Source organism: Halobacteriovorax sp. CON-3, from assembly GCF_043196995.1.
GTDB lineage: Bacteria > Bdellovibrionota > Bacteriovoracia > Bacteriovoracales > Bacteriovoracaceae > Halobacteriovorax_A.
Window position 1 is genome coordinate 24,948 of sequence record NZ_JBEBNA010000001.1, and the last position, 26,139, is coordinate 51,086.

Annotated in this window: 20 protein-coding genes; 15 read left to right on the plus strand and 5 right to left on the minus strand. The window is 38.0% G+C overall.

The genetic code is table 11. The features are described from left to right. Positions 1-12: 12 nt before the first annotated feature. Positions 13-1,755 carry a threonine--tRNA ligase gene (gene thrS, locus ABMA72_RS00145; RefSeq protein ID WP_392860278.1) on the minus strand — a complete coding sequence of 581 codons (1,743 nt, stop codon included), beginning with the start codon at positions 1,753-1,755 and terminating at the stop codon, positions 13-15. Positions 1,756-1,955: 200 nt separating this feature from the next. Between thrS and ABMA72_RS00150 the strand changes: the two genes are divergently transcribed. The 11 genes from ABMA72_RS00150 to ABMA72_RS00200 all read left to right on the plus strand — a co-directional run bounded on the left by ABMA72_RS00150 (position 1,956) and on the right by ABMA72_RS00200 (position 12,524). Then, entirely contained in the window at positions 1,956-3,239 is a 1,284-nt protein-coding gene (locus tag ABMA72_RS00150) for a winged helix-turn-helix domain-containing protein (RefSeq protein WP_392860280.1), read from the plus strand. Positions 3,240-3,281: 42 nt separating this feature from the next. Then, positions 3,282-3,749: a hypothetical protein gene (locus ABMA72_RS00155; protein ID WP_392860282.1), complete on the plus strand. Its 468-nt coding sequence runs from the start codon at positions 3,282-3,284 to the stop codon at positions 3,747-3,749. Between the two features lie 2 nt (positions 3,750-3,751). Continuing rightward, positions 3,752-4,216: a GNAT family N-acetyltransferase gene (locus ABMA72_RS00160; protein WP_393055360.1), complete on the plus strand. Its 465-nt coding sequence runs from the start codon at positions 3,752-3,754 to the stop codon at positions 4,214-4,216. Positions 4,217-4,429: 213 nt separating this feature from the next. Continuing rightward, positions 4,430-4,945, plus strand: a complete 516-nt coding sequence (gene rimP / locus ABMA72_RS00165; protein ID WP_392860286.1) for a ribosome maturation factor RimP — start codon at positions 4,430-4,432, stop codon at positions 4,943-4,945. A gap of 16 nt (positions 4,946-4,961) precedes the next feature. Beyond that, a complete protein-coding gene (gene nusA, locus ABMA72_RS00170; RefSeq protein ID WP_392860288.1) occupies positions 4,962-6,374 on the plus strand; it encodes a transcription termination factor NusA in 1,413 nt (470 codons plus the stop codon). Positions 6,375-6,413: 39 nt separating this feature from the next. Next, positions 6,414-9,185 (plus strand): translation initiation factor IF-2, encoded by a 2,772-nt coding sequence (infB, locus tag ABMA72_RS00175; protein WP_392860290.1) that lies wholly within the window; start codon positions 6,414-6,416, stop codon positions 9,183-9,185. Positions 9,186-9,201: 16 nt separating this feature from the next. Next, complete coding sequence (gene rbfA / locus ABMA72_RS00180; protein WP_392860292.1) at positions 9,202-9,558, plus strand: 30S ribosome-binding factor RbfA; 357 nt, start codon at positions 9,202-9,204, stop codon at positions 9,556-9,558. After that, on the plus strand, positions 9,558-10,526 hold the full coding sequence (gene truB, locus ABMA72_RS00185) for a tRNA pseudouridine(55) synthase TruB (protein ID WP_392860294.1): 969 nt from the start codon (positions 9,558-9,560) through the stop codon (positions 10,524-10,526). Before rbfA ends, truB begins: the two co-directional genes overlap by 1 nt. 53 nt (positions 10,527-10,579) lie before the next feature. Further along, positions 10,580-11,419: a ferredoxin gene (locus tag ABMA72_RS00190; RefSeq protein ID WP_392860295.1), complete on the plus strand. Its 840-nt coding sequence runs from the start codon at positions 10,580-10,582 to the stop codon at positions 11,417-11,419. A gap of 78 nt (positions 11,420-11,497) precedes the next feature. Next, positions 11,498-12,007, plus strand: coding sequence for a hypothetical protein (locus tag ABMA72_RS00195; RefSeq protein ID WP_392860297.1), 510 nt, complete (start codon positions 11,498-11,500; stop codon positions 12,005-12,007). Then, positions 12,000-12,524 (plus strand): GNAT family N-acetyltransferase, encoded by a 525-nt coding sequence (locus ABMA72_RS00200; protein WP_392860299.1) that lies wholly within the window; start codon positions 12,000-12,002, stop codon positions 12,522-12,524. Before ABMA72_RS00195 ends, ABMA72_RS00200 begins: the two co-directional genes overlap by 8 nt. Positions 12,525-12,851: 327 nt before the next feature. Here the strand turns inward: ABMA72_RS00200 and ABMA72_RS00205 are convergent, their stop codons facing one another. The 3 genes from ABMA72_RS00205 to ABMA72_RS00215 all read right to left on the minus strand — a co-directional run bounded on the left by ABMA72_RS00205 (position 12,852) and on the right by ABMA72_RS00215 (position 20,258). Beyond that, positions 12,852-18,311 carry a zinc-dependent metalloprotease gene (locus tag ABMA72_RS00205; RefSeq protein ID WP_393055364.1) on the minus strand — a complete coding sequence of 1,820 codons (5,460 nt, stop codon included), beginning with the start codon at positions 18,309-18,311 and terminating at the stop codon, positions 12,852-12,854. 36 nt (positions 18,312-18,347) lie between these two features. Further along, positions 18,348-19,187 (minus strand): hypothetical protein, encoded by an 840-nt coding sequence (locus ABMA72_RS00210; RefSeq protein WP_392860301.1) that lies wholly within the window; start codon positions 19,185-19,187, stop codon positions 18,348-18,350. Between the two features lie 390 nt (positions 19,188-19,577). Continuing rightward, on the minus strand, positions 19,578-20,258 hold the full coding sequence (locus tag ABMA72_RS00215) for a M14 family murein peptide amidase A (RefSeq protein WP_393055367.1): 681 nt from the start codon (positions 20,256-20,258) through the stop codon (positions 19,578-19,580). A gap of 245 nt (positions 20,259-20,503) precedes the next feature. On the opposite strand from ABMA72_RS00215, the gene ABMA72_RS00220 reads away from it, so the two are divergent. From ABMA72_RS00220 to ABMA72_RS00230, 3 genes are all read left to right on the plus strand, one after another. Continuing rightward, positions 20,504-20,974 (plus strand): ribonuclease H, encoded by a 471-nt coding sequence (locus ABMA72_RS00220; RefSeq protein ID WP_392861016.1) that lies wholly within the window; start codon positions 20,504-20,506, stop codon positions 20,972-20,974. Positions 20,975-21,064: 90 nt separating this feature from the next. Then, on the plus strand, positions 21,065-21,751 hold the full coding sequence (locus ABMA72_RS00225) for an FKBP-type peptidyl-prolyl cis-trans isomerase (RefSeq protein WP_392860303.1): 687 nt from the start codon (positions 21,065-21,067) through the stop codon (positions 21,749-21,751). Positions 21,752-21,888: 137 nt separating this feature from the next. After that, the gene (locus ABMA72_RS00230; RefSeq protein WP_393055370.1) at positions 21,889-22,041 is read left to right on the plus strand and encodes a hypothetical protein; all 153 of its coding nucleotides are present in this window, start codon (positions 21,889-21,891) and stop codon (positions 22,039-22,041) included. Here ABMA72_RS00230 and ABMA72_RS00235 read toward each other — a convergent pair. Then, the gene (locus ABMA72_RS00235) at positions 22,038-22,949 is read right to left on the minus strand and encodes a hypothetical protein (RefSeq protein ID WP_392860305.1); all 912 of its coding nucleotides are present in this window, start codon (positions 22,947-22,949) and stop codon (positions 22,038-22,040) included. The two genes, ABMA72_RS00230 and ABMA72_RS00235, sit on opposite strands and share 4 nt — an antisense overlap. Positions 22,950-23,138: 189 nt before the next feature. Here ABMA72_RS00235 and ABMA72_RS00240 point away from each other — a divergent pair, with 189 nt between their 5' ends. Continuing rightward, positions 23,139-26,000 (plus strand): tail fiber domain-containing protein, encoded by a 2,862-nt coding sequence (locus ABMA72_RS00240; RefSeq protein ID WP_393055373.1) that lies wholly within the window; start codon positions 23,139-23,141, stop codon positions 25,998-26,000. Positions 26,001-26,139: the final 139 nt, after the last annotated feature.

The following is a 26,139-nucleotide window of genomic DNA, read 5'->3' on the forward strand; positions in this document are numbered from 1 at the left end:
AAACCCTAAAGCTTATGCTTTAGGGTATTTTAAACTATCTAGTGCTGCTAGTTTCTCAAGCATTTCTGCATTCGTCCAATTGAACGAACCTTTCGAACCATGCTTACGAACAGCTACTGCATTGTTTTCAATTTCGCGGTCACCGATAACGAACATGAATGGAATTTTAGACTTTTGAATTTGGCGTGTCTTATATCCCATTGTTTCATTACGATCATCGACTTTTACACGGTAACCTTGTGCAAATAACTGATCTTTAATCTTGTGGGCCGCTTCACCATGAGCATCATTATTAACTGGAACAATAACGATTTGTTCTGGAGCTAGCCAGAATGGGAAAACACCTGCAACGTGCTCAGTATAAACACCAAAGAATCGCTCTAGTGATCCTAGTAGGGCACGGTGTACAACAACTGGTCTTTCTTCTCCACCATCCGCTGTTGTAAACTTAAGATCAAAACGATCTGGTAGTTGGAAGTCTAGTTGAATTGTTCCTAGCTGCCACTTACGTCCAATAGCATCTGCAACTTCGATATCAATTTTTGGCCCATAGAATGCACCGTCACCTTCTTTTATTACATAGTCGTGACCTGAAGCCTTTAGTGCTTCTTCAAGTGCGTTTTCTGCAATATCCCAAGTCTTATCGTCACCAGCTTTCTTTTCCGGGCGAGTTGATAGATTAACTGTAATATTATCAAATCCAAATAGCTCGTAAGCAGTGAAGATCATCTTCATTGTTCTTTGAATTTCTTCTTGAACTTGATCAAGCGCTAAGAAGATATGGGCATCATCTTGGCAGAATGAGCGGACACGAGTTAGACCCGCAAGGGCCCCGGCCTTTTCATTTCTATGAAGACGTCCAAAATCTGCATAACGAAGAGGAAGATCACGGTAACTATACTTATAGTGCTTGAACATAAGCATGTGACATGGGCAGTTCATTGGCTTTACTGCATATTCACGATCATCAATCTTTGAAAAGAACATATCGTCTTTATAGTGCTCGTAGTGACCAGATGTGTGCCAAAGAGAGCTATCTAAGATCTGTGGAGTGATTACTTCGTCGTATTCGTAGATACGGTATAGTCTTCTAATATAGTTAACAAGTTCGTTAATAACGATTGTTCCTTTAGGCATAAAGAAAGGTGCACCAGGAGCAACAGGTTCAAAGTGGAATAGCTCCAGCTCTTTACCTAGCTTTCTGTGGTCACGCTTTTTTGCTTCTTCAAGCATCATCAGGTGTTGTTTAAGAAGTTTCTTATCTTGGAATGAAGCCGCGTAAATTCTTTGCATTACTTCACGCTTCTCATCTCCACGCCAGTAAGCGCCGGCGATGCTTAGTAATTTAAACCCTTGTGGAAGGTCATTTGTATTCTCAACGTGTGGCCCACGACAAAGGTCGATAAACTCACCTTGAGAGTAGCAGCTAACTTCTTCATCTTCAGGAATCGCTTCAATAAGCTCTACCTTAAGTTCCTGACCTTGTGACTTGAAGAATTCAACTGCTTCAGGTCTTGTCATAACTTTTCTTTCAATAGGTAGCTTTTCTTTGATGATTGTTTTCATCATGTCTTCTATTTTTGGAAGATCTTCCTCGCCCAGGGTTCGATCCATCAGAATATCGTAGTAGAAGCCATTCTCAATAACCGGTCCAACGCCAAATTGAACGTTCTCATTCGGGTAAAGTCTTGAAATTGCTTGCGCCATTAAGTGGGCGCTCGAGTGTCTGATTGTGTCTAAATCGTACTTGGGCATGTAATCTCCATAAAATTTTGGAATAAATCCTACTTTAAAGGCCCATAATATCAAATGATTAAAGGGTTCATCAATATTTTGAATGTAATTATTTTAGTTATTGTAAAGAGTTTTGACGGGCAGCGTGATGACATGTTATGAACATGTTGTGGTAAGATTCCACAAAATTCTCACAGCGGAATAGGAAATAGGGAGTTGATATGCAGATTGTCGGGGGACAAGAATCTGGAAATAAAGTAAATGACGGCTTTAAGACTGAAGTTTTAGGCTTTCTTGGTCATGGTGAAGGGCTTATTCCTTCGCAAGATATTTTGACTAAGTTAGAAGTTGGTAAGGCATATTATCAACTAGGGAAGCTTCATTATGATAAGGCCGATCTTAATAAGGCCGAAGTAAATTTCTTAAAGGCCATCGACTGTGCTGAGTGTCCTCAGGATAATTATCGCGTTTTAAAAATTCTAAGTTTTCTTATTAGGATTGCAGCTGAGAAGTTAGAAGATGAAAAAGCTGCTAAGTATGTAAATCAAAGTGAGAATATCATTAATGATCTACAGATGAACTTAGGAAGTCTTTCAGCTGAATACTTCTATTACGCTGGTTTAATTAAATCATATAGAAATGACTTTGCAGGTGCATTTAGCGACTTAGAGCTTTCTTATAATAAGTCCAAAGAAGAAAACGATCCAGATCTTCACTCGAAGTGTTTATTGGCCCTTGCTAATAACGCTTATAATAGAGGAGAGTTTGATCTATCTCTTGATTATATGGCCCAACTAGATAACTTATTAAAAATCATTAATAAGGAATATCTTGGTGGATCAATGCATATGACTTACGGAAAAATCCTGATTGCTAAGGGTGACGTCGAGGCTTCATTAAAGCACTTTAATCTTGCAAATATCACTCTTCAGAATAAGAAGTGTTGGAACCTTTATGGTTATATCCTTTTAGGGATTGGACAAGTTGAAAAGGTTAAAGGTGATTATGATAGAGCGACGCTTTATTACAACCTTGCAAAGCAAGCTGTTGATTCAACAACTTTTAAGCGTCTAACTAATGTACTTGATGCTGAAATTCATGAAGTAAATGATTCTAGTGTTGATATCTATCTTGATCGTAATAATAGAAAAGTAAAAGAGAAGAATATTGGTGTGATTGACTTTAAACACCGCTTTGTTCTTCTTGAGATCCTTTTCTTGCTTGCTAAAAATCGTGGTTCATTTTACGACAAAGAAGATTTAGCACGTGAGATTTGGAAAGATGAATACAATCCTCTTATTCACGATAAGCTTATCTACACGTCCATCTCTCGTCTAAGAAAGCTTATTGAGCCTAAGGATAATAGTAATACGAAAAGAAAGTACATTATTCGTGGAAAAGACGGATATACTTTCAATCCTGATGTTAAGATTCGTTATCAAATGGAAACAAAGCTTACAGCTGGTAAAGCTGTTGCAAACGTTGACATTAGTTCTCCAGTTTAATTAGCATTATACTTAATGCGATTTATTCTTATTTCAATATTTATGATGAATATATGGGCCCTTAAAGATAGGGCCCTTTTCTCTGTTAATGGGCAGATTTATTTTGGCCATAATATCAATGAACTTTTAAAAGCATATCATCAGAGTCTTTGTTTAATAGGCAAGGATAATTATATCCAAAGGCTGTCTGGATTGAGTTCAAGGCTTGAACAAGTAGAGATCGGGCCACGCAATCTAGTTGCTAGTGAAAAAGACTTGGTTTTAAGAGCATTGGTTTTATCAAAGTCACTAAACCTTGAAAACGAGTACATGGATAATCCTAAGCTTGGAAAATGTAAGGTTTCAAAAGATCTAGTTGGTAAAATCTATGAAATCTATAACACCAATAAAGAGCTTAAGAAGAGGTATGATAGCTTTGTGGAATCTAATAAGTTAGATGCATCTTCTTCACAACTTACTGAATACAAAGATTTTGTTTTTAAGAATATTAATTCGAGACTATTTCTGTAACCATGGGTGATTTTAAGCAAAGTCTACTTTCTCATATTAAAGGGCCGAAGCTCGAGGAACTGGCGAAGTTTGAGTCAAGTTTCTTTAATTGGCCTTGGACAAAAGAAAGTTGGTTGGGCCTGGCTTCAAGTGGACGAGAGATCTCATGCATTTGGGCCGAAGAAGGTGAGATTCAAGGAATTTGTGTTTTTGAAGTCAACGCTCCGGATTTTTGCCATTTATATAAAATAATTGTTCATCCAGACTTCAGAAGACGTTCTATAGCTAAGAAGCTATTTGAAGACATGCTGAGTCATTGTCAGAGGACTTTTGATGGCCAAACATTTCAAGTTTACCTTGAGGTGGAAGCTTCAAACGAAGGTGCTATCAGGTTTTATGAAACTTTGGGTCTTGAGAAAATTCATTTAAAGAAGAATTTCTATGCAGATGGAAGTAGTGCTGTTATAATGCAGAAAGTCGTAAATTGAAGTTGTTTTCATAAGTTATCAATGACAAACCTTGACAAGATTTCAAAATCTTTGATAATTAATAAGTACTTAGAAATTAGAAAAGTTTTTTCAATTTTTGAGTAAATAACGATTAGTTAAATATTTAACAAGATATAATCGGGTAGACTTTTGGGGCTACCCTTTTTTTTTATTTTTATAGGCTTTTTTGTAAAAGCATATGGGATGCGTTTAATGGATTTAGATATCTCTTATTCAGGTATGGAACAAAAGTTTTATGAACTTACTCAAGAAGTAGTAAGTGGAGAAGGATATCTTCTATACGATATGGAATATATCAAAGGCTCTAAAACTTTACGTGTCTATATAATGAATAAAGAAACTAAGACGGCCGTTATCGAGGATTGTGTAAATGTTGACCGCGCTTTTAGTGAGCCAATGGAAGCACTTGAATGGATTCCTGATGACATTGTTTTAGAAGTATCTTCTCCAGGGATGTTTAGAAAAATAAAAACGAGAGAGCATCTAGAATTAAGCATCGGTGAGCGTATTTTAGTTCAACTGAATAAGAAATTTGGTGAACTTTTTCCAGGTGAAAAGTTTGATAAGAAGACAGCTAGTGCCAAAAAGATTATTTGTGTTCTGAATAGCTTTGGCGATGACTTCATCGATGTGACTCTCGATAGTGATTTTGATTTAAAATTAAACTTAAATGATATTAATAAGATCGCACTTGAACCAGAAGTGTAATTGTTTGAGGTGAAAAATGAGTTTCTCAGAATTAAGTAAGATTATTGATGTTTTAGGAAAAGACCGTGGGATCGATAAGTCAATTATCGTAAACGCTATTGAACAAGCTTTCTTAGTAACAGCAAGAAAGAAGTTTGGTATCCAGGGTGAGTACGAAACTCGTTATAATGAAGATGATGACGATGTCGAGATCTTCCAATATAAGAACGTTGTTGATGAAGTAAGAGATTCAATTATCGAAATCAATCTAGGTGATGCTAGAGAACTTGATGAAGATGTTGAAATTGGTGATCAATTAGGTATTAAAATTGAAAACCCTAACTTTACTCGTGTTGACGTACAAACTGCTCGTCAGATTATCATGCAAAAAGTACGTGATGCTGAAAGAGAAATCCTATTCTCTGAGTTTAAGCACAGACAAGGTGACCTTGTAACAGGTATTGTAAGAAGATATGAGCGTGGAAATGTTATCGTTGACCTTGGAAAGGCAGATGCTGTTCTTTCAAGAAGAGAGCTGATTCCTGGTGAGCAATTCAATCCAGGTGATAGAGTTCAGGCATTCTTAACAGAAGTAGTAATGACTAACCGTGGGCCAGAAATTAGACTATCAAGAACTTCTCCTATGTTCCTTGTGAAGCTATTTGAAATTGAAGTACCTGAAATTCAAGACGGTACTATTGAAATCAAGTCTGCTGCTAGAGAGCCAGGTCAAAGAGCTAAAATTGCTGTTCAATCAGTAGATAAAGATATCGATCCTGTAGGTGCTTGTGTTGGTATGAAAGGATCACGTGTTCAAAATATTGTAAATGAACTTCAAGGTGAAAAAATTGATATCGTAAGATGGAATGATGATTTAGCAACATTTGCAGTTGCAGCTCTTGCACCATCTGAAATTGAAAATATCTCGATCGATCACGATTCAAAATCAATGGACGTAATCGTAGAAGAAGATCAGTTATCACTTGCTATTGGACGTCGTGGACAAAACGTACGTTTGGCAGCAATGCTATCTGGTTATAATATTAACATCATCTCGAAGTCTAAACTTCAAGAGAAAGTTAATAAAGCAGTTGAAAACCTACTTCAAATCCCATCTGTTACAGATGCAATGGCACAAGTTCTTGTTCAAAATAGCATCATGGCAATTGGTGACTTCATGGCAACTCCTGCTGAAGAAATTGCTTCAATGGCCGGTATTGATGCTGCTGCAGCTCAAACTGCAATTGATGAAGCAGCAAAGCTAGTTGAAGAAGGAACAATTGAACTTCAACCTGAAGGTGAAGAAGAATTAGTATCTGCTTCTGCTGTTCCTAAGTACCTAGGTATTATTAATAAAGAAGGTGCTGATCAGGACGAAGAAGGTGTTGATAAATTTAATGAAGCAGAAAGAAGATTAAGAGAAGAATTAGCTGCATTTAAAATTAAGTAATTTTAAAATAGAAAAGTGTAGTCATACTACGGAGAAAAAATGCCTAAGAAAATATTTGAATTGGCCAATGAACTCGGAAAGAAGCCATTAGACCTCGTAGAAGAGCTGAAGTCTCACGGATTCTCAGTAAGAAACCACATGTCTGTACTATCTGATGAAGATATTACTAAGTGGCAAGAACTTGCTGGATCAAGTGCTGAAGGTGCTTCTGCTGAGAAGGCAACTAAGAAGAAGACGGTCAAAAAGAAAGCTGCGAAAAAGGCGACAGTTAGAAAGAAGTCTGCAGCAAAAGCTGACGATGAGAGCGAGGAAGATAAGCCTGCTAAGAAAACGGTTACTCGTAAAAAGAAAACTGTTGTACGTCGTAAAGCTTCATCAAAATCTTCGGAGGCTACTTCTGATGATGAAAACACTGAAGCTGTAATCGAATCTTCTGAAGCTGTTGAAGTAAAAACTGAAGAGTCTGTAAGCACTCCTGTGATGGAAGAGGCGGAGACTGCTGAAGCAAAAGAAGAAACGACTGAAGTTGAAGCTAAGGAAGTAAAAGAAGAAACTGCTCCTGAAGCTAAGACTGAAGAAGCTCCTAAGGAAAAAGAAGAAAAGAAAGAGTCGACGACTTTAGATGGTAAGCCATTTGGTCTTAGAATTGTTTCTGCTCCGACTAAGGAAGATAAAGAGAAGGCCGCTGCTCGCAAAGCGAAGAAAGCTGCTGGAAAAGATGAGAAGGCCGAAGATGATATTAACTCTAAAGCTGGCCCTGTTGGAACTGACGAAGATCGTACAGCGAAGAAGGATAAGAATCGTCTAAGTGGTCTTGCTTCTATGCTAAGTGCTAAGAAAACAGTTAATCGTTCACAAGCCTTAAATGAAGAACGTGCAACGACTGAGCTTAAATCATACTCTTCTCTACAGGGAACTGGTCGCCCAATGTATACTCAAGTTAAGAGAAAGCGTCAGTATTCAGGTCCTTCGAAATCAACAGAGATTACAGAAGTAAAAGAAGCAAAAAGAGTTGTTAAGTTACACGGTGGTGCTTACGCTGAGCAATTAGCTAAGAAACTTTCTGTGAAGCTTAAAGACATGATCGATAAGTGTCTTGATCTAAATCTACTTGTTAGAAATGGTGACTATATTGGCCTTAAACTAGCTAGTCAGATTGCTGCCCTTTACGATTATAGAGTAGAAGATCAGTCATTTGATGAGGATGCAGCACTTGGGAAGGAAGAGCTTTCTGAAGAGCAAATTAATAAGCTTCCTCTACGTGCACCTGTAATTACAATCATGGGACACGTTGATCACGGTAAGACAACTTTACTTGATTATATTAGAAATGAATCGATTGCTGCTGGCGAAGCTGGTGGGATCACTCAGCACATTGGAGCTTACTCGGTAGATGTTAAAGACTCTAAGCTGACTTTCCTAGATACTCCAGGTCACGCGGCCTTTGGTGCTATGAGACAGCGTGGTGCTGATATTACAGATATCGTAATTCTTATTGTTGCAGCAGATGATGGTGTAATGCCTCAAACTGTTGAATCAATTAAGTATATTCAATCTGCAGGTAAGCCATTAATTGTAGCGGTTAACAAAATGGACCGTGAAGGTGCTAACCCAGATCGTATTAAACAAGCTCTAACTGAGTTTAGCATCACTCCTGAAGAATGGGGTGGGGAAACTCAATTCTGTCACATTTCAGCTCTTAAGGGAGACGGTGTTGACGAGCTTCTAGAAGCAATTGCTCTACAAGCTGAAATTATGGAGCTTAGAGCAGAGCCGAAAGGTCCTGCTGAAGGTGTTGTTATTGAATCAAGAGTTGAGCATGGACGTGGTCCAGTTGCAACTGTTCTTGTTCAAACTGGAACACTTAAGAAAGGTGACTCTATCGTTGTAGGTGAAACTTACGGACGTGCAAGAAGCCTAACTGATCACAAAGGTAAGCAACATTCGAAAGTTGGTCCTTCAATGCCAGTTCAGATTATTGGTCTAGGTGAAGCTCCTTCTCCTGGTGATGCTCTTAACGTTGTTAAGAACGAAAGAGAAGCTAAGAAAATTGCTCAAAACCGTATTGATGAAAGAATTAGAATCGAAACAGCTGCACAAACTCAAGGGCCAAAAGTTTCTCTTGAAGACTTCTTTGCTACAGCTGCTACTGAAGAAGGTCAAAAGAAAGATCTTAACCTTATCATTCGTTCAGATGTACAAGGTTCTTTTGAAGCAATTAAATCTGCTATTGAAACAATCTCAAATCCAGAAGTTGAGGTAAAAGTTATCCGTGGTGGTGTAGGTCAAATTAGTGACTCAGACATTGAACTTGCGAATACTTCAGGTGCCTTTGTTCTTGGATTTAATATGAGACCATCTACATCTGCTCGTAAGTTATCTGAGCAGTATGGAATTGATGTAAAGACTTACTCAATTATCTATGAACTAATCAATGATGTGAAACTTGCAGTTGAAGGTCTTCTTGATCCTGAGTTTACTGAAGAGTATATCGGGCGCGCAGAAGTACGTGATACATTCTCTGTTCCTAAAGTTGGAACAATTGCAGGTTCTATTGTTGTTGATGGATCTATTCAAGTTGGTTGTAACGTACGTCTTCTTAGAGAAGGTAAGATCATGTTTGATGGTAAGATGTCTTCTCTTAAGAGATTTAAAGACGACGTTAAAGAAGTTAAAAATGGTTACGAATGTGGTGTTGGCCTAGAGAACTACAACGATGTTAAAGTTGGCGACCTATTCGAAGCATATAAACTGAAAGAAAAGAAACGTAAGCTTGAGGATGTTTTAACAGCAGACTCACCAATTCTTTAATTCGGTTGGAGATGTCATGAGTGGCAATAAGAAAAAGCTTCAGTATGAAGAACAAATTAAAAACGAAGTAAACCAATTGCTTCGTCGTGGATTAGACAATTCAGCGTTTACTTTTTGTTCGATTACAAAAGTTGAAATAAGCCCAGACTTTTCTACGGCAAAGTTATTTTGGGATACATTTGATCCGTCCAAAAGAGGTGATATTGCTAAGGCAATGGACGCTTCTTTAGGTAAGATCAGAAGTCACCTTGCTAAGACTTTACAAGTAAGGCATACGCCTTCTTTAACTGCAGAATATGATTCTCAGTTTGAAGATGAGCAGGAAATTGAAAAACTTCTGCAATCTGAAAAAGATAAAGGAAAGTCTTTCTAATGGCTTCAAGAAATAAGAAATTTAAAGGCCCAATCTTTGGGCCTTTCTTTTTTAAAGTTGATAAACCAAAAGGGATGACATCATTTGATGTAATTAGACGCTTTAAAAGAAACCTTCCAAAAAATATTGGAAAGATCGGGCACTTCGGAACTCTTGATCCATTTGCAACAGGTCTTTTAGTTATTGGTATTGGGCCTGCGACAAGACTCAACCAATACACTCAAATTGATTCTAAAGAATATATCGCTACAGGAATCCTTGGTATTAATTCTCCAACTGGGGACTTTGATACGCAAGAAGGAACGTTAGAAGAATTAGACTTCTCTGAAGTAAGCTTTGATGAAGTAAATAAAGAACTTCAATCATTTGTCGGTTCATATATGCAAAGCCCTCCGGCCTTCTCTGCAACTAAGCATGAAGGTAAGGCATTACATGAGTGGGCCCGTGAAGGTGTCTTCATTGAAAAGCCACCGGTAGAAAGAAGAATTCATGAAGTTGAGTTACTAGAAGTTCAAGGGCGTAAAGTTACTTTCCGAGTTTGTGTTTCTTCTGGAACTTATATACGTGTTCTTTTTGATGATCTTGCTAAGAAGCTTGGAACAAGAGGAGCATTAGAAGATTTACGTCGAACGAATTCAGCAGGGATTGACCTCAGTAACAGTATTGACCTCTGCGTTTTTGACGATGATAACTTCGACGCTAATGAGTTTTTATTGAATTATACAAATCCTATTACTGAGCTAATTGGGTTTGAAAAATTAGAACTAGACGAGGCCACAGCGCTTCGATTTATAAATGGCCAAACATTAAAAATGGAAGTGGCCGATGGTCACTATTGGATAAGATCGCAAAATCAAACACTTGGACTTGCTGCTGCCAGTAGTGGACTTGTTAAAAGCTGTGTGGGATTTAGTCCTGCCGCGTTAGATAAAATCGATTTAACTATGTGTAATTCCTTAGACGAATAATTTTAATTCGTGCTATACTCTAGGAAATTACAAGTGAAATTTAAGGAGATAAAGTGAATACTACTTTAATTGCATTAGCTATTGCATTATTAGTTGTAACAGGGATGGTTGTCCAACTAGGTGTTTTAAGCCTTCTTTCAGGTTCATTCTTCTTCCTATTTGGGAAGTCGAAGTTTGAAGTTCTAAAATCTTCAGACGATGAAAGTTTTGCTTTTGGTTACCGTTGGAATAATTCGAGAGAGCCTGCAAAATTCAATCATGTTATTGTTAGGCTATTCAACCCATTTGGTAAGAAAACACAAGTTACTGTTTCAAGTGACTTTGCTGTTCAAGATTCAGACTTTGGTATCGAAGTTAAGATGGGTCCTGCTTTTAAAGAAATTCTAGAGCTTGAGAATCTTGATTCTTCAACTGTAGAAATTGAACTTAAGTCAAAAGATGGCCTTACACAATCTCGCACAATGAAGGGACGCAAGTTTATTGAAGCTTTCCGTGGTGCTGAGAATACTGTTGAAACATTCAATGAGAAATATGGTTATGTAAAACCAAAAATGTTTTACCACCAAACAACTCGTTCATTTATTGCAGACTCAATTCCTCAAGGAGATATTCCTGTAGGTCTTAGAATTTCTGCTAACCCACAATTTGCTGGTGAATTCGCTGGTGCTGCTGGTGCAGGAGCTCCTGCTCAAGAGAACTTCGCAGTTTCTAAGGTGTGGATTGAAGAAGGTTGTATTGTTTGTAACGCTTGTGAAGGTATCTACCCAGAGGTTTTCGAAGTTACAGATACTAACTGTGTAATCCGTCCAGATGCACCTCTTGATAACGGACTTCTTATTCTTGAAGCTGCTGAAGCTTGTCCAACTGAAGTTATCAAATTCGATAAAGCATAATTCAAACTTACATTTTGTTTTATATAAGGCCCTCGAAAGAGGGCCTTTTTGTTTCTATTTCTCTGGTATAATCACCTTATGGAAATAGATAAATATTCAACTCTTTTGTCTCCAGTTGATAATGAGCATTTTAAACGCCGTTTTTTCTTAACTGAAGAATCAATTAATGAATCTCTTATAACCAATATCTTCTTTGTTCCGAGGGCCGGTGACAAGTGGCTATACCTTGTTAAAGACAGTGGTAAGCTCGATTATCCTGGAGGAGAATTAAAAGAGGGAGAGAGCGTTATTTTTGGTTTAGAGCGAATGTTAGGTCTTGAACTCGGCATTAGTATGAAAAGTATTAATAAGCTTGGGCATTGGATCTTAGAAGATAAGTACGAGACGCCTTTACGAGAACATTTTCCACATCCTGCCTCAGCTGCCGTCATTTTCACTGGGGATGTTAATTTCGTTAACTCTAACACTTTGAGAACTGCTACTATTGAAGAGGTTTGTCGAATTTTAAAGTCAGAAGGCCGCCACTTACAAGCAGATATTTACTTAGCGTGTGCTGAGCTTCTAAAGATGAAGGAGATACATGAATAAAATTACTCTTAGATATTTAACTCATGAGGATAAGGATGAATTCTTTGCTGCTTTTGACGAGCATTGGGAAAACAATTTTGACTTTGTCCATTACTGGGAAACTCTAGCTAATGGAGAGTTTGAAAAATATGTTTCGATAGCTCCGGAGTTTGCAAAGGGGACTCATATTCCAAAAGAGCATGTGCCGGCGGCCTTACTCTTCGCCTTTAATGATGAGGGTAAAATTGTAGGTCGTACTTCAATTCGCTTTGAATTAAATGATCATCTTTTAAAGGTTGGTGGCCATATTGGTTACGGAGTATGCCCTAGTTTCCGCCGTAAAGGTTATGCGACTCAAATCCTTGCTGAGTCCTTAAACTACGTTAGGGACAATATTAAGGGCCTTAAAAAGGTTCTTGTAACTTGTGATGAGGGGAATATTGGATCTGAGAAGACAATTCGTAAAAATGGTGGCCAGCTTGAGAATATTATTGAAGTTGATGATGTGAAGAAGATGAGGTTTTGGATCGAGTTGTAGTGAGTTTTGCGAAGTTGGTTACCCGAAGGCTCCCATTATGTTCAGGAAGAACTGTATGCCTGCGAGAGGCAGGAGCCGAAGCAGGCCGTGGTCGCCTCTGGGTTGTTCGGCGTTATTTCCATCGTGGTTTCAAATTATAACAATCTTTAATTCAATGAGTAGTAGTGAGATTTGTGAAGTTGGTTACCCGAAGGCTCCCATCGTGGTCGCCTCTGGGTTGTTCGGCATCATTTTGCCATCGTGGCAAATGACGCCTCCAAAAAAAGAAACCCGCCTGGACAGGGCGGGTTTCAAATTTAAGAACAATTTATCGGTAGATGGTTTGGATTATTTTCCTTCCATCGGGTTAATCATTCTGAAGTATAGTCCAAGAAGTTTTACGTTTCTTTTCATATCTCCATAGAAGCTATCAACGTCTTTAGTAACTTTCATTTTCGTCATAGCTTCACCAACAAGCTGATCCATTTGTTGAATCTGTGCGAAGCTGTTTTCTTGGATATCTCTTAAGAAAACATCTCCTAGCTTGATTTGTTCGTTATTATTAAGACCTTGGATGACCTTAGTAATAACTGGTGCGAATAACTCAACTTGACCTTGCTCATTAACTGAAGGCATTGAGAAGTTATTCAGAAGGTTAGTGATCTTATTATCTAAGTATCTATCCTTATTTCCAGTCTTCGCCATTTGAATCATATCAACTGTTGAACAGTACTGCTCTGAAAGGCGACATGCTTCTGCTTCAAAAGCGATTGGTACGATGGCCTGACTTAGTACTTGATTGATATAGTCTAGTGTTACACCTTCAAGACCAATGTCATTCATCATCGCTGTAAATTGTGCTGATACAAAGTATGAACCAGCTTGTTTAACAAGTGCTCTTTGAGCAAGGAACCCAGCAATCATCTCTTTTTGATCTTGTGAAGCAAGAAGAGCATTGATTTGAGCGAAGTATTTCTGCATCTCAGATTTAATTGCTGCTGCATCTCCAAGAGCTGCTGCCATTTCAAGCTCTGTCTTTTGAGCTTTCATTGTATCTTCAGTTGCATCTTGTGCCGCTGGAGTTTGTGCAAGTTGAAGTCCTTCAATTTGCGCCTTTTCCCATTCACCAAAGAATGTTGACCAACGCTCATCGTGAGAAATTAACTGCATCATACTTGCTTTTTGGATTACATTACCAGCTACATATGAATCTTGTGCGTAAGGTACATATGCTTTTCTGATATCTGTTTTCTCAGCTACATAATCCTCAGGGATTTGGTAAGTTTGCCCTTCGTGCTCAAAAGTTTCAGTAAGTAGATCTCTTTGAGAGATGTGGTTTACCCAAAATGCACGTGCAGGGTTAGCTGTTTGTTCAAATGTATCAATATTACCGTAAACTAGACCACCAATCGCAGCATAGTTTGTTTCAACTTCACCAACTTCAACACTGAAAGCTCCGTTAGTTAGTGGGATATTACGTCCTGTTGCTGGGTCATATACTAGTGGAGTAACTTGACCAGAAAGAACTTCTCCAATTGTTGATTGTACAATTGAATCTTTAATATCAATTCCAAATAGATACTGCTCTAGTAACTGGTATGGAATTCTTAGAGAGTTTGAACGGTACTTGTATGAGTATGACTCAGACTCTGTAAGCGCTACAAGAGCTGCTGCTTTGTCATATTCAATACCACGGTTCTTCGCTCTATATGAATCACTATCAAGTGAGATTGCTTCGTTCCACTTTGTTTCTACAACCATTGGCTTTTGAGTCGCTACTTGTAGAACTGTTCCATCTTCAGCTGTAACTTCAGTCTGTGTTGGTACAAGTGTTGACACAAATCTCTTATTTCTTTGTGCTTCAGTATCAAGTCCAGCACCTGGAGTGATATCTGGAGTCGCCACTACTGACTGTAGGAAGAATAGTGACTTGATTACACCATTTACTAGGTCATTAGTTGTAGCATCATGAGTTGCTTGATCTGCTTGAGAGTACAACTCAGGAGTGTAAATTAGGTGATAGAATACTTCTTCGTTCATCATTCTTAGCTTATAGAATTTATCCATTAGCCAACTAAATGCTGCTCCACCGTAGAATTCCTTACGCTTACCTGGGAAGTAGATATATTCGTACATCTGACGGTAGTCTGAAATTTGGTAGTCTACGATTTCTTCAAAAGATGAACCAAAGTCGTGTCTGTTACACTGAGGAGAGTTTCCTGCGTCCTCATCTGAACAGAATCTGATTCTCTTAAGGCCTGCTTCTGCCATAAGTCTATGCTTAGAGATATTTGCAGGGTTACCATTTTCACCAACAAGTGCATCAACTACATCTTGAATTCTTACTAGGTGGTAGTATAGACCTGGTTCAAATTCAGATTCAACAGAAGATACCTTAACGTCAACACCATTGATCTCAATCGATTTCTTTCTTGAGTTAGTGTATCCTTCAAGCTCAACCATTCCTGTATAAGCTGCACGTAGTGCGTATACATCGTATGGAGCTAGGCCATCGTAAGTTGCGTGGTCATCAATTGTATAGTCCATAACTGAAGATGAAGTTCTCTTCGTTTCTTTTTCACCAGCAAATAGCCAGTTCTTCTTATCAAATGAACCAACGAAGTTGTGACGTAGGCCAAGGTTGTGTCCAATTTCGTGAGCAAGAGTAGGCATCCAAATATCAATTAGGATATCATTCTTACCTTCATCTGTTTCTGCCATTTTTAGAACATCATAGTTCTTAGCAAGGTTGCTTAGAGCAAACTCAGCTGTTTCATGGTTACAGATTGGGTTCTTCTTACCATTTCTATCGTACTCCATAGCATGCTTGATCTTCGCTTGAAGAGTCTCTAGTGAGTTCTCTCCGTGGATTGCAGCCTGTAGTGCAACATCATCTTTATTAGCAATTGCTTGCCAAGCAGCACTTACTGCTTTTGCTTGCTTATTGTTAGCACTTGAGAAGTTAAGTAGAACTTCTTCTTTATCAATTGAGCTAGCTCTAAAGTCATTCTTCATTAGACGGTGAGCATCTTTGATTTTCCCCATCTGTGAAGCGATATTTGGACGCTTAATTGTCTTAAGTAGGTTGCTCTTTAAGTTAGTGTGAGCAACACCGTGACGGTGAGATTTCATCTCAGCTTTCTTCGTGCTTTGAGTTACTGTTTCACCTTCGATTTCAACTTCTACTTCACCTGAGTCTGCAACTTGAGTATCTTGACCAGCTGCTTGAGTCTTTGCCTTGTGCTCAGCTAAAGCATCTTCGATTGCTTTCTTGTTAAGCTCATCTGCAAGGTTTTGAAGCTCTTTAGTAGGAGTAATATTCTTAATAAAATTCTTTTCAGAAATTGCCTTGTCAACCATCCAATCGATTGATGACTTCATGTTACCACCGTATAGGTAAACAGAAGCAGATTCAACAACACCATTTCTTGGGTTAAATGATGGACCACCAAGACCAATAATTGAACTTGAAGTCGCTTTTTCTACCCAGTAGATGTGGTTACGTTGTAGGTCACCTAAGTGAGTTTTTTCCACAACTTCAATATCTACTGTCTGTGCTACACCATCTAGGTTGTAAGTAAGGTTAAGATTCTTCGTTCCTGCTGGAATAGAGTCATCTTTTTCAATCTTAAGAGTGATAACATCACCACGTCCTTCGTATTGAGTTCCTTTGAATGCGCGCTTGAAACCTAGGTTGATATCATCAACAACTTTTTGAGAAGAAACGATGATTTTATTTCTTAGGTCAAGTTCTGTCTTAGTAAGCTTTCTAACAATGTTTCCAGCTTTATCATATTTATTCGATGGAATTCCTGTCAGTACGTACTCGATATTCTTACCATTTCTGATATCAAATACCATCGGTAGGCCAACTGTTGTATCGAAGTTACGAGTCTGCTCAGAGTGTCCCTTTGGAACTAGCTTAGAACCAGTGAATAGTCCAAAGTTAAACTTCTTTTGAACTTCGTAAGTAAGGTTTTGCTCTGGCTCTTCATATTCGTGGTTGTACTTCATGAAAGTCGTTCTTTCTGTGAACGTCATTGTTTCATTCTGTGGTCCCCAGTAATCTCCACCAAAGTCTGAACAGTTAAATAGGTTACCTTTCTTATAAGTTGATTGAGTTGAAAAGTTTAAGTAGTCATCCTTTCCATCAACAACTTGTACAATATTATTAGTTTCAGTTAGACCGTGGGCCTTTCCACCACCACAAACACTCATTAGGTATGGATCAAGTGAAGTAAGAACATCACCAATTAGATCATTACCTAGGTTTACAACTGCAAATGCTCTTTCGTCATTGTGGCTTGCTGGAACGTAAACGATTCCACCTTTGTCATTCTTACTTTCACGGAAATATTCCGCTTCGAAAGATAGTAATGGCTCAGTATCGTTTTTAGATGAACCAGTTCTTTGAAGAAGCGGTCTTGATCTCTTTACATGTACACGATCTGATTCGAAGTGAAACTTAACAATCTCAACATGGAAGCTTGCTTTAGAACCTGCAAAGCTATAGTTGAAAATATTTGGAGAGTCTTCTAAAACTCTTCTAAAAGTAAATTCTTGGTTCTTAAATTTTTCAAGTTTTAGCCAAGCAGTTGATAGTTCACTTCTGATCTCTGCTGGGTAGATCTCTTCTGGTTTAGAGTCTTTTTCTAGTTGAATAAATTTTGCATCTTCAGAGTTTGTGCTCGTTGAAATGATTGTTTCAGCTAGAATTTCTTCTTTGTCATCAAGGTTATACTTGAATTTAACGTACTTAATTTTTTCAGAAATTTCTGAACGTAGAAAACAGTTCTCAAGAGCGATTTTTGCTCTCTTTGCTGTATCAGCATCACATCTTGAAAATAGTAGGTTGAATCTTTCTGCACGAACTAGTTGTTCTTCATTATCAGTAAGCTCTTCTTTCTTAATAACACGAGCAAAATATGCTGTATTATCATTGTCATCTAAAATAATCTTAATAAGATCTTTGTTTTCAAAAACGTGGCCATCATGCTTTGAAGTAGTGAAGGCATTGTCATTATTAAAAATACGTTCTTCAAGTTGACCAACTGTGAATAGGTTACTTTCAACTTTGTCACGACGATAGATTGTCGCGATCTCTTTCTGGTTCATCCCGAAGACACCAGTGTATGTTCTGTTTTCGATTAGGTAGTCAACTTTGTAGTGAGTTGATTCAGAACGATCTTTTTCAACATATCTGATTCGTCTTGTCTTCTCATCAAGATCGTTTTTAACATTTTCTCTTTGGAAGAAGTCAACACCGTATTGAAATAATGGAATACGATCAAGCTTTGAAGCTTTGACAGGAAGAATATCGCGGATAATCTTATTCGACTGGCTTAGTGCTTTAATACTCGAGTTTACAGGAGCAATATAAGCTACTAGGAAGTTTGTTGTAAGATCAAATGTAATCTCGAACTGTTGTCCTGCTTGTTCAGCTGGAATAAGAAGGTCTTTTACAAGTACATTGTAAGTCTTATCGTTAGAGCTAACAATATTAATAGAGTAGAGAGTCTTTGCTTCACTACCAACACTTGTATCGATAAGATCTGTCGAAATATCATTTATCGAAAGTTCTTCTTGAGTCGCTACTGCTTTTGATTCAATAACTAACTTTGCTGAAGTAACAGAGTTCTTTGTTCGGTAAGTTTCTTGGGCAAAATCAGGCTCTTTGTCAGGAAGAGTTTTTGCACAACTTGAAAGAATAGCTGCCAATGCGAAAGCATGTGTAAGGCCTCTAAGCATTCCAAATTTGTTTTCATTTTTGATTTTCATTTTCTCATCTACCTTTGTTCTTTTTGTCATTTGTTCTTCTTTCTCTTTGTCTTCGTTATGTGTGTTCTAAATTTTTATTGTTAGTGATGCATAAACTGATGAATCTCTTTCATCAAATAGGTCGATCTCAACCTTTTTTCCATCTGGTGATAGGGGAGTTCCTCCAAACTCATGTCCTATTTCTAGGTTGTACTTAGGGCCAAAGCTGTAACCAACAGCTTGTGAGAACGAATAAGCATCTTTTGTGTTATTCTGATATGTCCAACCCTTCATATATGTTCCTCCAAGTGATAGGTATAGCTGATCCGACATGCTGTATGTCAGATATGCAACTGAAGAAAGACTATATGAAGTATTTGAGCTTCCAGTCATTGATGTTTCATACTCATGGAAGTTCTTGGATGCACCAAGAATAACTAATGCAGATAGGTCCTTAATCCCAATAACACTATCGGCTATTGATAGGCCTTCACTTAAGCTAATTCCTGCTTGAAGGTTAGAATATTTTCTCGATACCTTACTTGTTGGTAGTTTTATTGATGCTGTACCAAAAGAAACAACCCCATCAAATGGCTGAGAAGCCTTTCTAGTAAAGGATACAGACGTATCACTGATTCTACTTTTTCGCTCATCAACAAAGTCTTTTGATATTGTTGTTTTAGCTGCGAAGCTACCTTTATCTGTAATAATATTGAAACGAAATGAGTTATACATTCCACTATAATGGTCTGCTTCAGAAGTCTTTAATAAGTCTCTTGAAACTGTCGTATCGATTCTAGCTGACCAATTTCTAGTCGCACCCGGTGCTTTTTTGACACCTTGGATATTACTAGTGCTACTTTGGGCAACAACAGATGTTGTTGTAAGTGCTAGTAAAATTAATGAGATACACTTAAATGGTGTCACTCTGTCTCCTTTTTTCGTTCCTGAAAATGATATTCGTTCAATACTTGATGCAAATAGTATGCCATTTGTTCAGTTTCGGACGAGTTCGCATTTGAAGTAAATATATAACAATAGGAGGTGTAAGACGCCGACTTTGGAAAATCTACAGGGTTGTTTAGGGAGTTGACGAAATTATGGAGAATATAAAGGGAGGCCGTGGGACGGCCTCCGATTACACCTAGGCCCAAAAAGAGAGAGGGATTATGAGGGATATTGGGGCCTAAATGATATTTATACCAAATTTTAAACATGGGCGCCGCAATGCAGCACTCTCATTTTGAATATGCCTTATTAACGGATTGGACGCTAGCTAAGATAAGTTAATTTTGTTTAAGAAGAGTAAATTAACTTTTAGAGGAATCGTTTCAAAATTCCAGACGTGATCATTTCTTTGAAGCCGACTTCATTTTCTTGCCAAACTTTTTCGACAGTAATCCCTGTGTCGACAGTTGGACATTCAAAAGTGAGCACTGGCGCACCAAGATCGACACTTCCATATGTTCCAAGTGAGCCTGGAGTTGGGTAGCCGATATCATCTGCAATAGGATACTTATTGTGCTTGGCCAAAAGCTCTGCCACATCCTTACAGTCACCATTGTAATTCACAATAGGCTTCCATGAGTGGATCGATAAAATAAAGGCCGGTGGATACTCTTTAAAGAGTTTATCTAAATATTGGTTTTCAGGTTCACTTAAAGGTGCTGTTCCCGGGTTGTACTTGGCCTCTTCAAATTCACCCTCCCAACTCTGAGTAGGAAGGTTACGATTTAAGTCAACACCATTGGCATTAATACGTGTGCCAGCATGAACCCCGTCCTTATTAACAATTGGAATGATAACTAAAGGTAGATCAGTCTCTACTTCATTTTTGAGCCACGAAAAGATTTCTTTTAGGCAGTGAACTCCCTCGATTTCATCTCCGTGAACTCCTGCCATGAGGTAGATATAGCGAGATGATTCAACTTTATTTTTAAAAGCTTCGATTTCAAGATTGTTAACTGTTTTACCTGACTCTAATTTTATAAATTCCATAAAGAAATTGTGGTGGAAGTTTCCTTTTTTGTAAATGAAGATTTATACTTATGACTTTAAAAAGGAATCCTTAAGTAATGAAAAAGAAAAGCATACTAAAAACTTTAGAATATTTAGAAAGCGTTCTCGATACGCAAGACGATCATGATGCAATTGCACAACTTCGAGAAAGTGTTGAGCTTCTTGAAGATGTCGACAATGGTGTTGCAAGTGGTAATGGTCATTTTAGTATCCCGATGGAAGCAATGGGTGCATACACCGTTTATAGCGATGGCGGTTGTCGTGGAAACCCTGGGCCTGGTGCATGGGGTGCAATGGGACAAAACCCAGAGGGTGTGGTCTTCTTTGAGAGCTCTGGCTTTGAGTTTCAAACCACTAATAACCGTATGGAGCTTACTGGAGCAATTGAATCACTGAAATCATTAGAAAATGAATTAGAGGAGATGGGCCTTGATAATAGTCATGCGGCCTTTCTTTATAGTGACTCTAAGTATGTTGTTGACGGTATCACAAAGTGGGTTCCAGGGTGGAAGTCACGTGGCTGGAAAAAAGCCGACAAGAAAACTCCAGAAAATATTGAGTTATGGCAGAGCTTTGATGAAGTCGCAGGAAGATTTTCAAACCTACAGTTTCGTTGGGTAAAGGGACACAGTGGCCACCCGCAAAATGAGCATTGCGATATGTTGGCCAACAAGGCAATGGACGAAAATATTTAAGGCTTGAAAAGCGGACTAAAGCACTTTAATCTATTAAGATAAATATTAATTAGTAACTAGACTTCAATAAATTTAGACAAAGGATGTTAAATGAAGAAACTACTAGCAACAGTGGCAATTGCGCCATTACTATTTGTTTCATGTGGTAAGAAAGCTGAAGTAAAGCCAGAGACTGAAAATGATAAGATCTTTTATTCAGTTGGGCATGTTTACGGAAAGAGATTTAAAGATTTTAAACTTACTGAAAGAGAAATGAATAACCTTGTTCAAGGTGTTCGTGATGGTATGACTAAGGATGCAACTGATATTGATACAAGACAATTTGCATTCAAATTTAGAGATATCGTAAATCAGAGAATGAGTGAAGTATCTAAGACTGAAAAAGATGCTGGTGCAAAATTTCTTGCTGAATTCGTAGCGAAAGAAGGAGCTAAGAAGACTGAATCTGGTCTAGCTTATAAAATCATTGAAGCTGGTTCTGCAAAGAAGCCTGTTGCAACAGATACTGTAAAAGTTCACTACAAAGGTACTCTAAGAGATGGTACTGAATTTGACTCATCTTACAAGAGAAATAAGCCAATCGAATTCCCACTTAACAGAGTTATCAAAGGTTGGACTGAAGGGATGCAACTTATTGGTGAAGGTGGAAAGATTAAGTTAGTAATTCCATCTGAGCTTGCTTATGGTGACCAAGGTGCTCCTCCATCAATTCCAGGTGGTGCAACACTTACTTTTGAAGTTGAACTAATCGAAGTTCTTCCAGCTGCAAAGAAATAATTCCTAAACGAATTTATCAAATAATTGATAGGCCTTCTTAAGATTACTTAATGAAGGCCTATTTTTTTATCACATCAAGTGACATTCAATTTTCAGTATGTTTTCCTTTTACTATTGTTTCTAATTAGGGAGGAAAGATGAAAGTAATTCTAATGATTGCCTTATTGTTACAACCTGTTTCTGAAGCTTCTTTCTTTAAGCATAAAAGAGAGAAAGAATCGTTCTTTGCCTATATCATTAGGATTTTGATTAAGCCTTCAATCCCTCACGATGGTGAAGGTGATACTTAGAAAGCGTAACCAACAGATAGCCCAAACATTGTTTGATCTGTAGATTGCTGAAAGCCATCTGCAAATTCTTCATCTGCTTGGATAGCATCAAAATTTGCTTTAAAAATAAGTGACTGGGAAGTTGAAACTTTGTACTCAAGTCCTAAACTCACGGATGGAAGAAGCATTGCACTTCCAACTCTTACAGTGTCTTGGATACTTGTTTCAGAACGCCCAAAACCAACTCCAAGTGAAACAAAGTAGCTGAAACGATAGCTCCAGTTATTATCGAATGATATTTTTAGCGCCGCTGTTCCCATCATTCTCTTCGTTTCTTGTTCAACGTTTGGGTTGAGGAGAGTGAGTAGGTCAAGGTCGTAGCGAAAGCCAACAATTGTTTGGAATGTCTGGTTTATAGGGATGGCATAATTGAATTGGAATGTATCCCCAGTTCTTGTGCCATCATTATTTGTACTAGAGCTTGTTGATTCACTTAGGCCCTGATTCTTCCCATAGAAGAATTCAAATCGATTATCATAGCGCTGAAATTGTTTTTCTCTAAGAGACATCTCTTCTTCAGCAAGCATCTTTCTATAATTTTCATCTCCAAGTATCTTTGGGATCTCTAACCAAACTCTTTCAGGAGAATAGTTAACTGTGACAATTTGTCCTTTCTCAAACGGGACTCTGATATTATTGTCTGTTACAATCCACTGTGAGTATTCTTTCGTTATAGAGATGGCACGAGCAGTAAAAGAGATTTCTTTCGAAGAGAATAGGGATACTTGGCCTTTAACGATATTATCTGCTCTTCCTTTACGAATAACAAAAGACATTCCGTCATTGGCAATATTTTGAATGACAATCAAGTTTGTATTGAGGTCGTATTTTTCAGCAAGGGCGTGATTGGCCAATGTTAGAAATGTCATAGTGACTAGTAGAGTTTGCAAAAATCTTTGAAAGCTATTCATACAAGTATTTTATAACCAATGACAAGTTAAAGAAATCATTGGCAAATACTCCTTATTTGCTCTTGTTAACCAAGTGCTTTGGTATAGTAATATTAATAGTTTAACTTTATTTATTAATCTCCGATATGAAATTAGGGATTTATGGATATGAAACTTAATAATACTTTTTACATTCTCTTAGTTGTACTTTTTATTGCGTGTAAACCTGTTAGCAATACAGGCCGTGATAATACTAACTCATCGGATACATCTGATCTTACGAAAAGACATCAGATTACACTTATTGAAGTTTCTTCAAATCAGCTAATTCTCAATGGAACAAATCTTTCAACGATTAGTGCGGTTAAAACAAAGAATGGCCCACAGGTTATCAACTTAAATATTTTATCAAAGTCTTCAAATATGGTGAGGTTAGGGGTTCCTAACGGTTTAAAAATTGTTGGTGGCTTTATCTATGATCTAATTGTAACAGATGCCTTTGGACAAACTGTAACTTCTGTTAGCTTTGATGTTCAAAATAGTTCGATTTCTACAAGTAAAATTCAAGACGGTGCAATCACAAACTCTAAGTTAAGCTCTCTTGGTGCTTCAAGCGCTGGCCAAGTTTTACAGTATAATGGTGCTTCATGGGTTGCGGTTGATTATCTAGGTGGTTCTAATTATTTAGGGCGTCTCATTCTTGATACAGGTGGGGGAGTCACTGCTCCTTCTGTTGCTGGAGTTAATAATGGTGACTTCTATGTTGTTAACGATGCCGCACCTGTTGCTGGTGATTTAAATGGTGATGGTAATGTCGAAACCTTTACAGCAGGTGATATTATTCGTTTTAATGAATCAACAAATAAATGGGATCTACAACTAAGTAATGGTAGTTATGCAGGTCCATGGGATATTAATGGCTCACATATCAGACGCACAGGTTCTGGTGGAAAAGTTACAATCTCAGATGACCCATATGAAGGGCCATCAAAGTTAACAGTAAGTGGAAATATTGCAGGTCCTACAACTGCAGAGGAAAGTATTCTTCTTCATGTTGGAGGTAACGTTAGTTCCGGACTTGGTTCAAGTTGGGCAAGAGCTCTCTCTTTTGGATTACGACAAGAACATAACGCTACGATGGGTGTTTACGGTAATAACACAAATGTTGGTGGAATGAACTTCTTCTTTATCGATGTTGATGGAGATGGAGATAGCTTAGCATCAAACTTCTGGAACTCTGCAGAGTTCTTCATCGATTCAGCAGGACGTACATCTATTGGTGGTGTTCCTGATCCTCTCTACCTTTTCTACGTTTACGGAAACTCTGGTATCAACGGTAATTTAAATGTTTCTTCAACGATAACTGCGGCCAACTTTGTTGGAGATGGCTCAGGGATAACAAATATTAATGCTGTTAACATGACAAATAGTGGAACAACGACAATTACAGCTGGTAGCTCTGGCCCAGGTGATATCGCTTTCCAATCAGAGTCTTCTGACTTTGCTCTTTACGATGCAAATGGAAATTTATCTTTTGGACACACATCAAATCTAGGAACATTTAATGCTTCTGCACAAATTGATGTACGTAGTGATTCTGGAGATGCGAGTGGACAGTTTTATTCTTATGGTGGCAATCAGTCATCAATCAATCTTGCAAGCTCTCAAGGACTAATAACTGCGCCGTCAATGACGACAGCAAGTGATGTTCTTGGCCTATTAAACTTTGGTGGAGACACGGGAAGTGGAATTGTAAATACGGCAAGTATTCGTTCAACTGCGACTGAAAACTTTAGTACAACAAATCTTGGTACTGAGTTAAATTTTTATACGACAGCAAATACAACAAATACTCAACAAGAGAATATGAGGCTTACTCATAATGGAAGACTACTTGTTGGAAGTACTGTTGTTTCTGATACTTCTGGTTATCAAATGGTTGTTGGTGGTAGTACTCAATTGGCCGGTAACCTAAATGTTACTGGGATTTCACAACTTAGTAATACAATTGTTTCAGGGACACTTTCACACTCTGGAAACCTTTCAACGACAAATCTAACGGCAAGTGGAACCATTCAAGGAAATGGGATTACTTCGACAGGTGGACTTACAAATACTGGCGCATTTAATACAACAGGTGCGGCCGTAGTTAATGGGACTCTTCAGGTAACAGGTAATGCAACTTTTGATAGTGACATTACTGTAACTGGTGACGTTGATTTTGGTAATATCTCTGTTAACACTATTGCTGGGGATGCAACCACAAGTTCTGCATTTTTTGGCCAGGTAACTTCTGCACAGAAAATTATTTCACAGGGTGGAATTGATAATGTCGTGTTTAAAGGTGGTACGTTAAATAATTTTGAAGTTTTAGTTGATAATGGCTCAGGTATTAAGCTTGGAAACTTAAATACGGCAGGAGCTGTAGGCTCAAATTTACCTGTGACAATTTCTACTGCAAACACTGATCGTATGACTGTTACGGCCGCTGGACGTGTTGGGGTAGGAACGACAACACCTTCGGAACAATTTCATGTGGTAGGGAATCTAAGAGTTCAAGGCTCGACAGATTGTACACTTGGAGCTGGGGCCGGAGCAACAAATTGTACTTCAGATAAGAGACTCAAAGATAATGTGACGGAGATTGATCATGCCCTTGATAAGATCAAGGCCCTTAAAGGTGTTGAATTTGATTGGAATGATAAATCACTCTCTCCTGGAATGCACTCAATAGGTGTCATCGCTCAAGATGTTCAGGCGCAATTTCCAACGGCCGTAATTGAAAATGCAGATGGTTGGCTATCTGTTGATTATGCTGTTCTTGTTTCGCCACTTATTGAAGCGGTTAAAGAGCTAGATGAGAATATGGCCATGTATAAGGTTATGAGTGAAGGTGTTGAGGCCCAAGTTTCAACAAATACTCGTGAGATTGCTTCTTTGAAAGAAGAGAATAATAAGCTTAAAGAAGAGAATGAAGAAATGAGAGAAGCACTTTGCTCACTTAATCAAAACTTTAAGTTCTGTCAGTAGGTGATCGCGCTTGTCAGTTATTTTAGGCGCTTTGTCTACTTGTTCCATTTCTAAGTATTCAATATCACATCATTCTAGAGGCAAGATTAGCTATCTTCTATAATATTGAAATAACGTAAGTGTTTATTTGTCTTTGTTT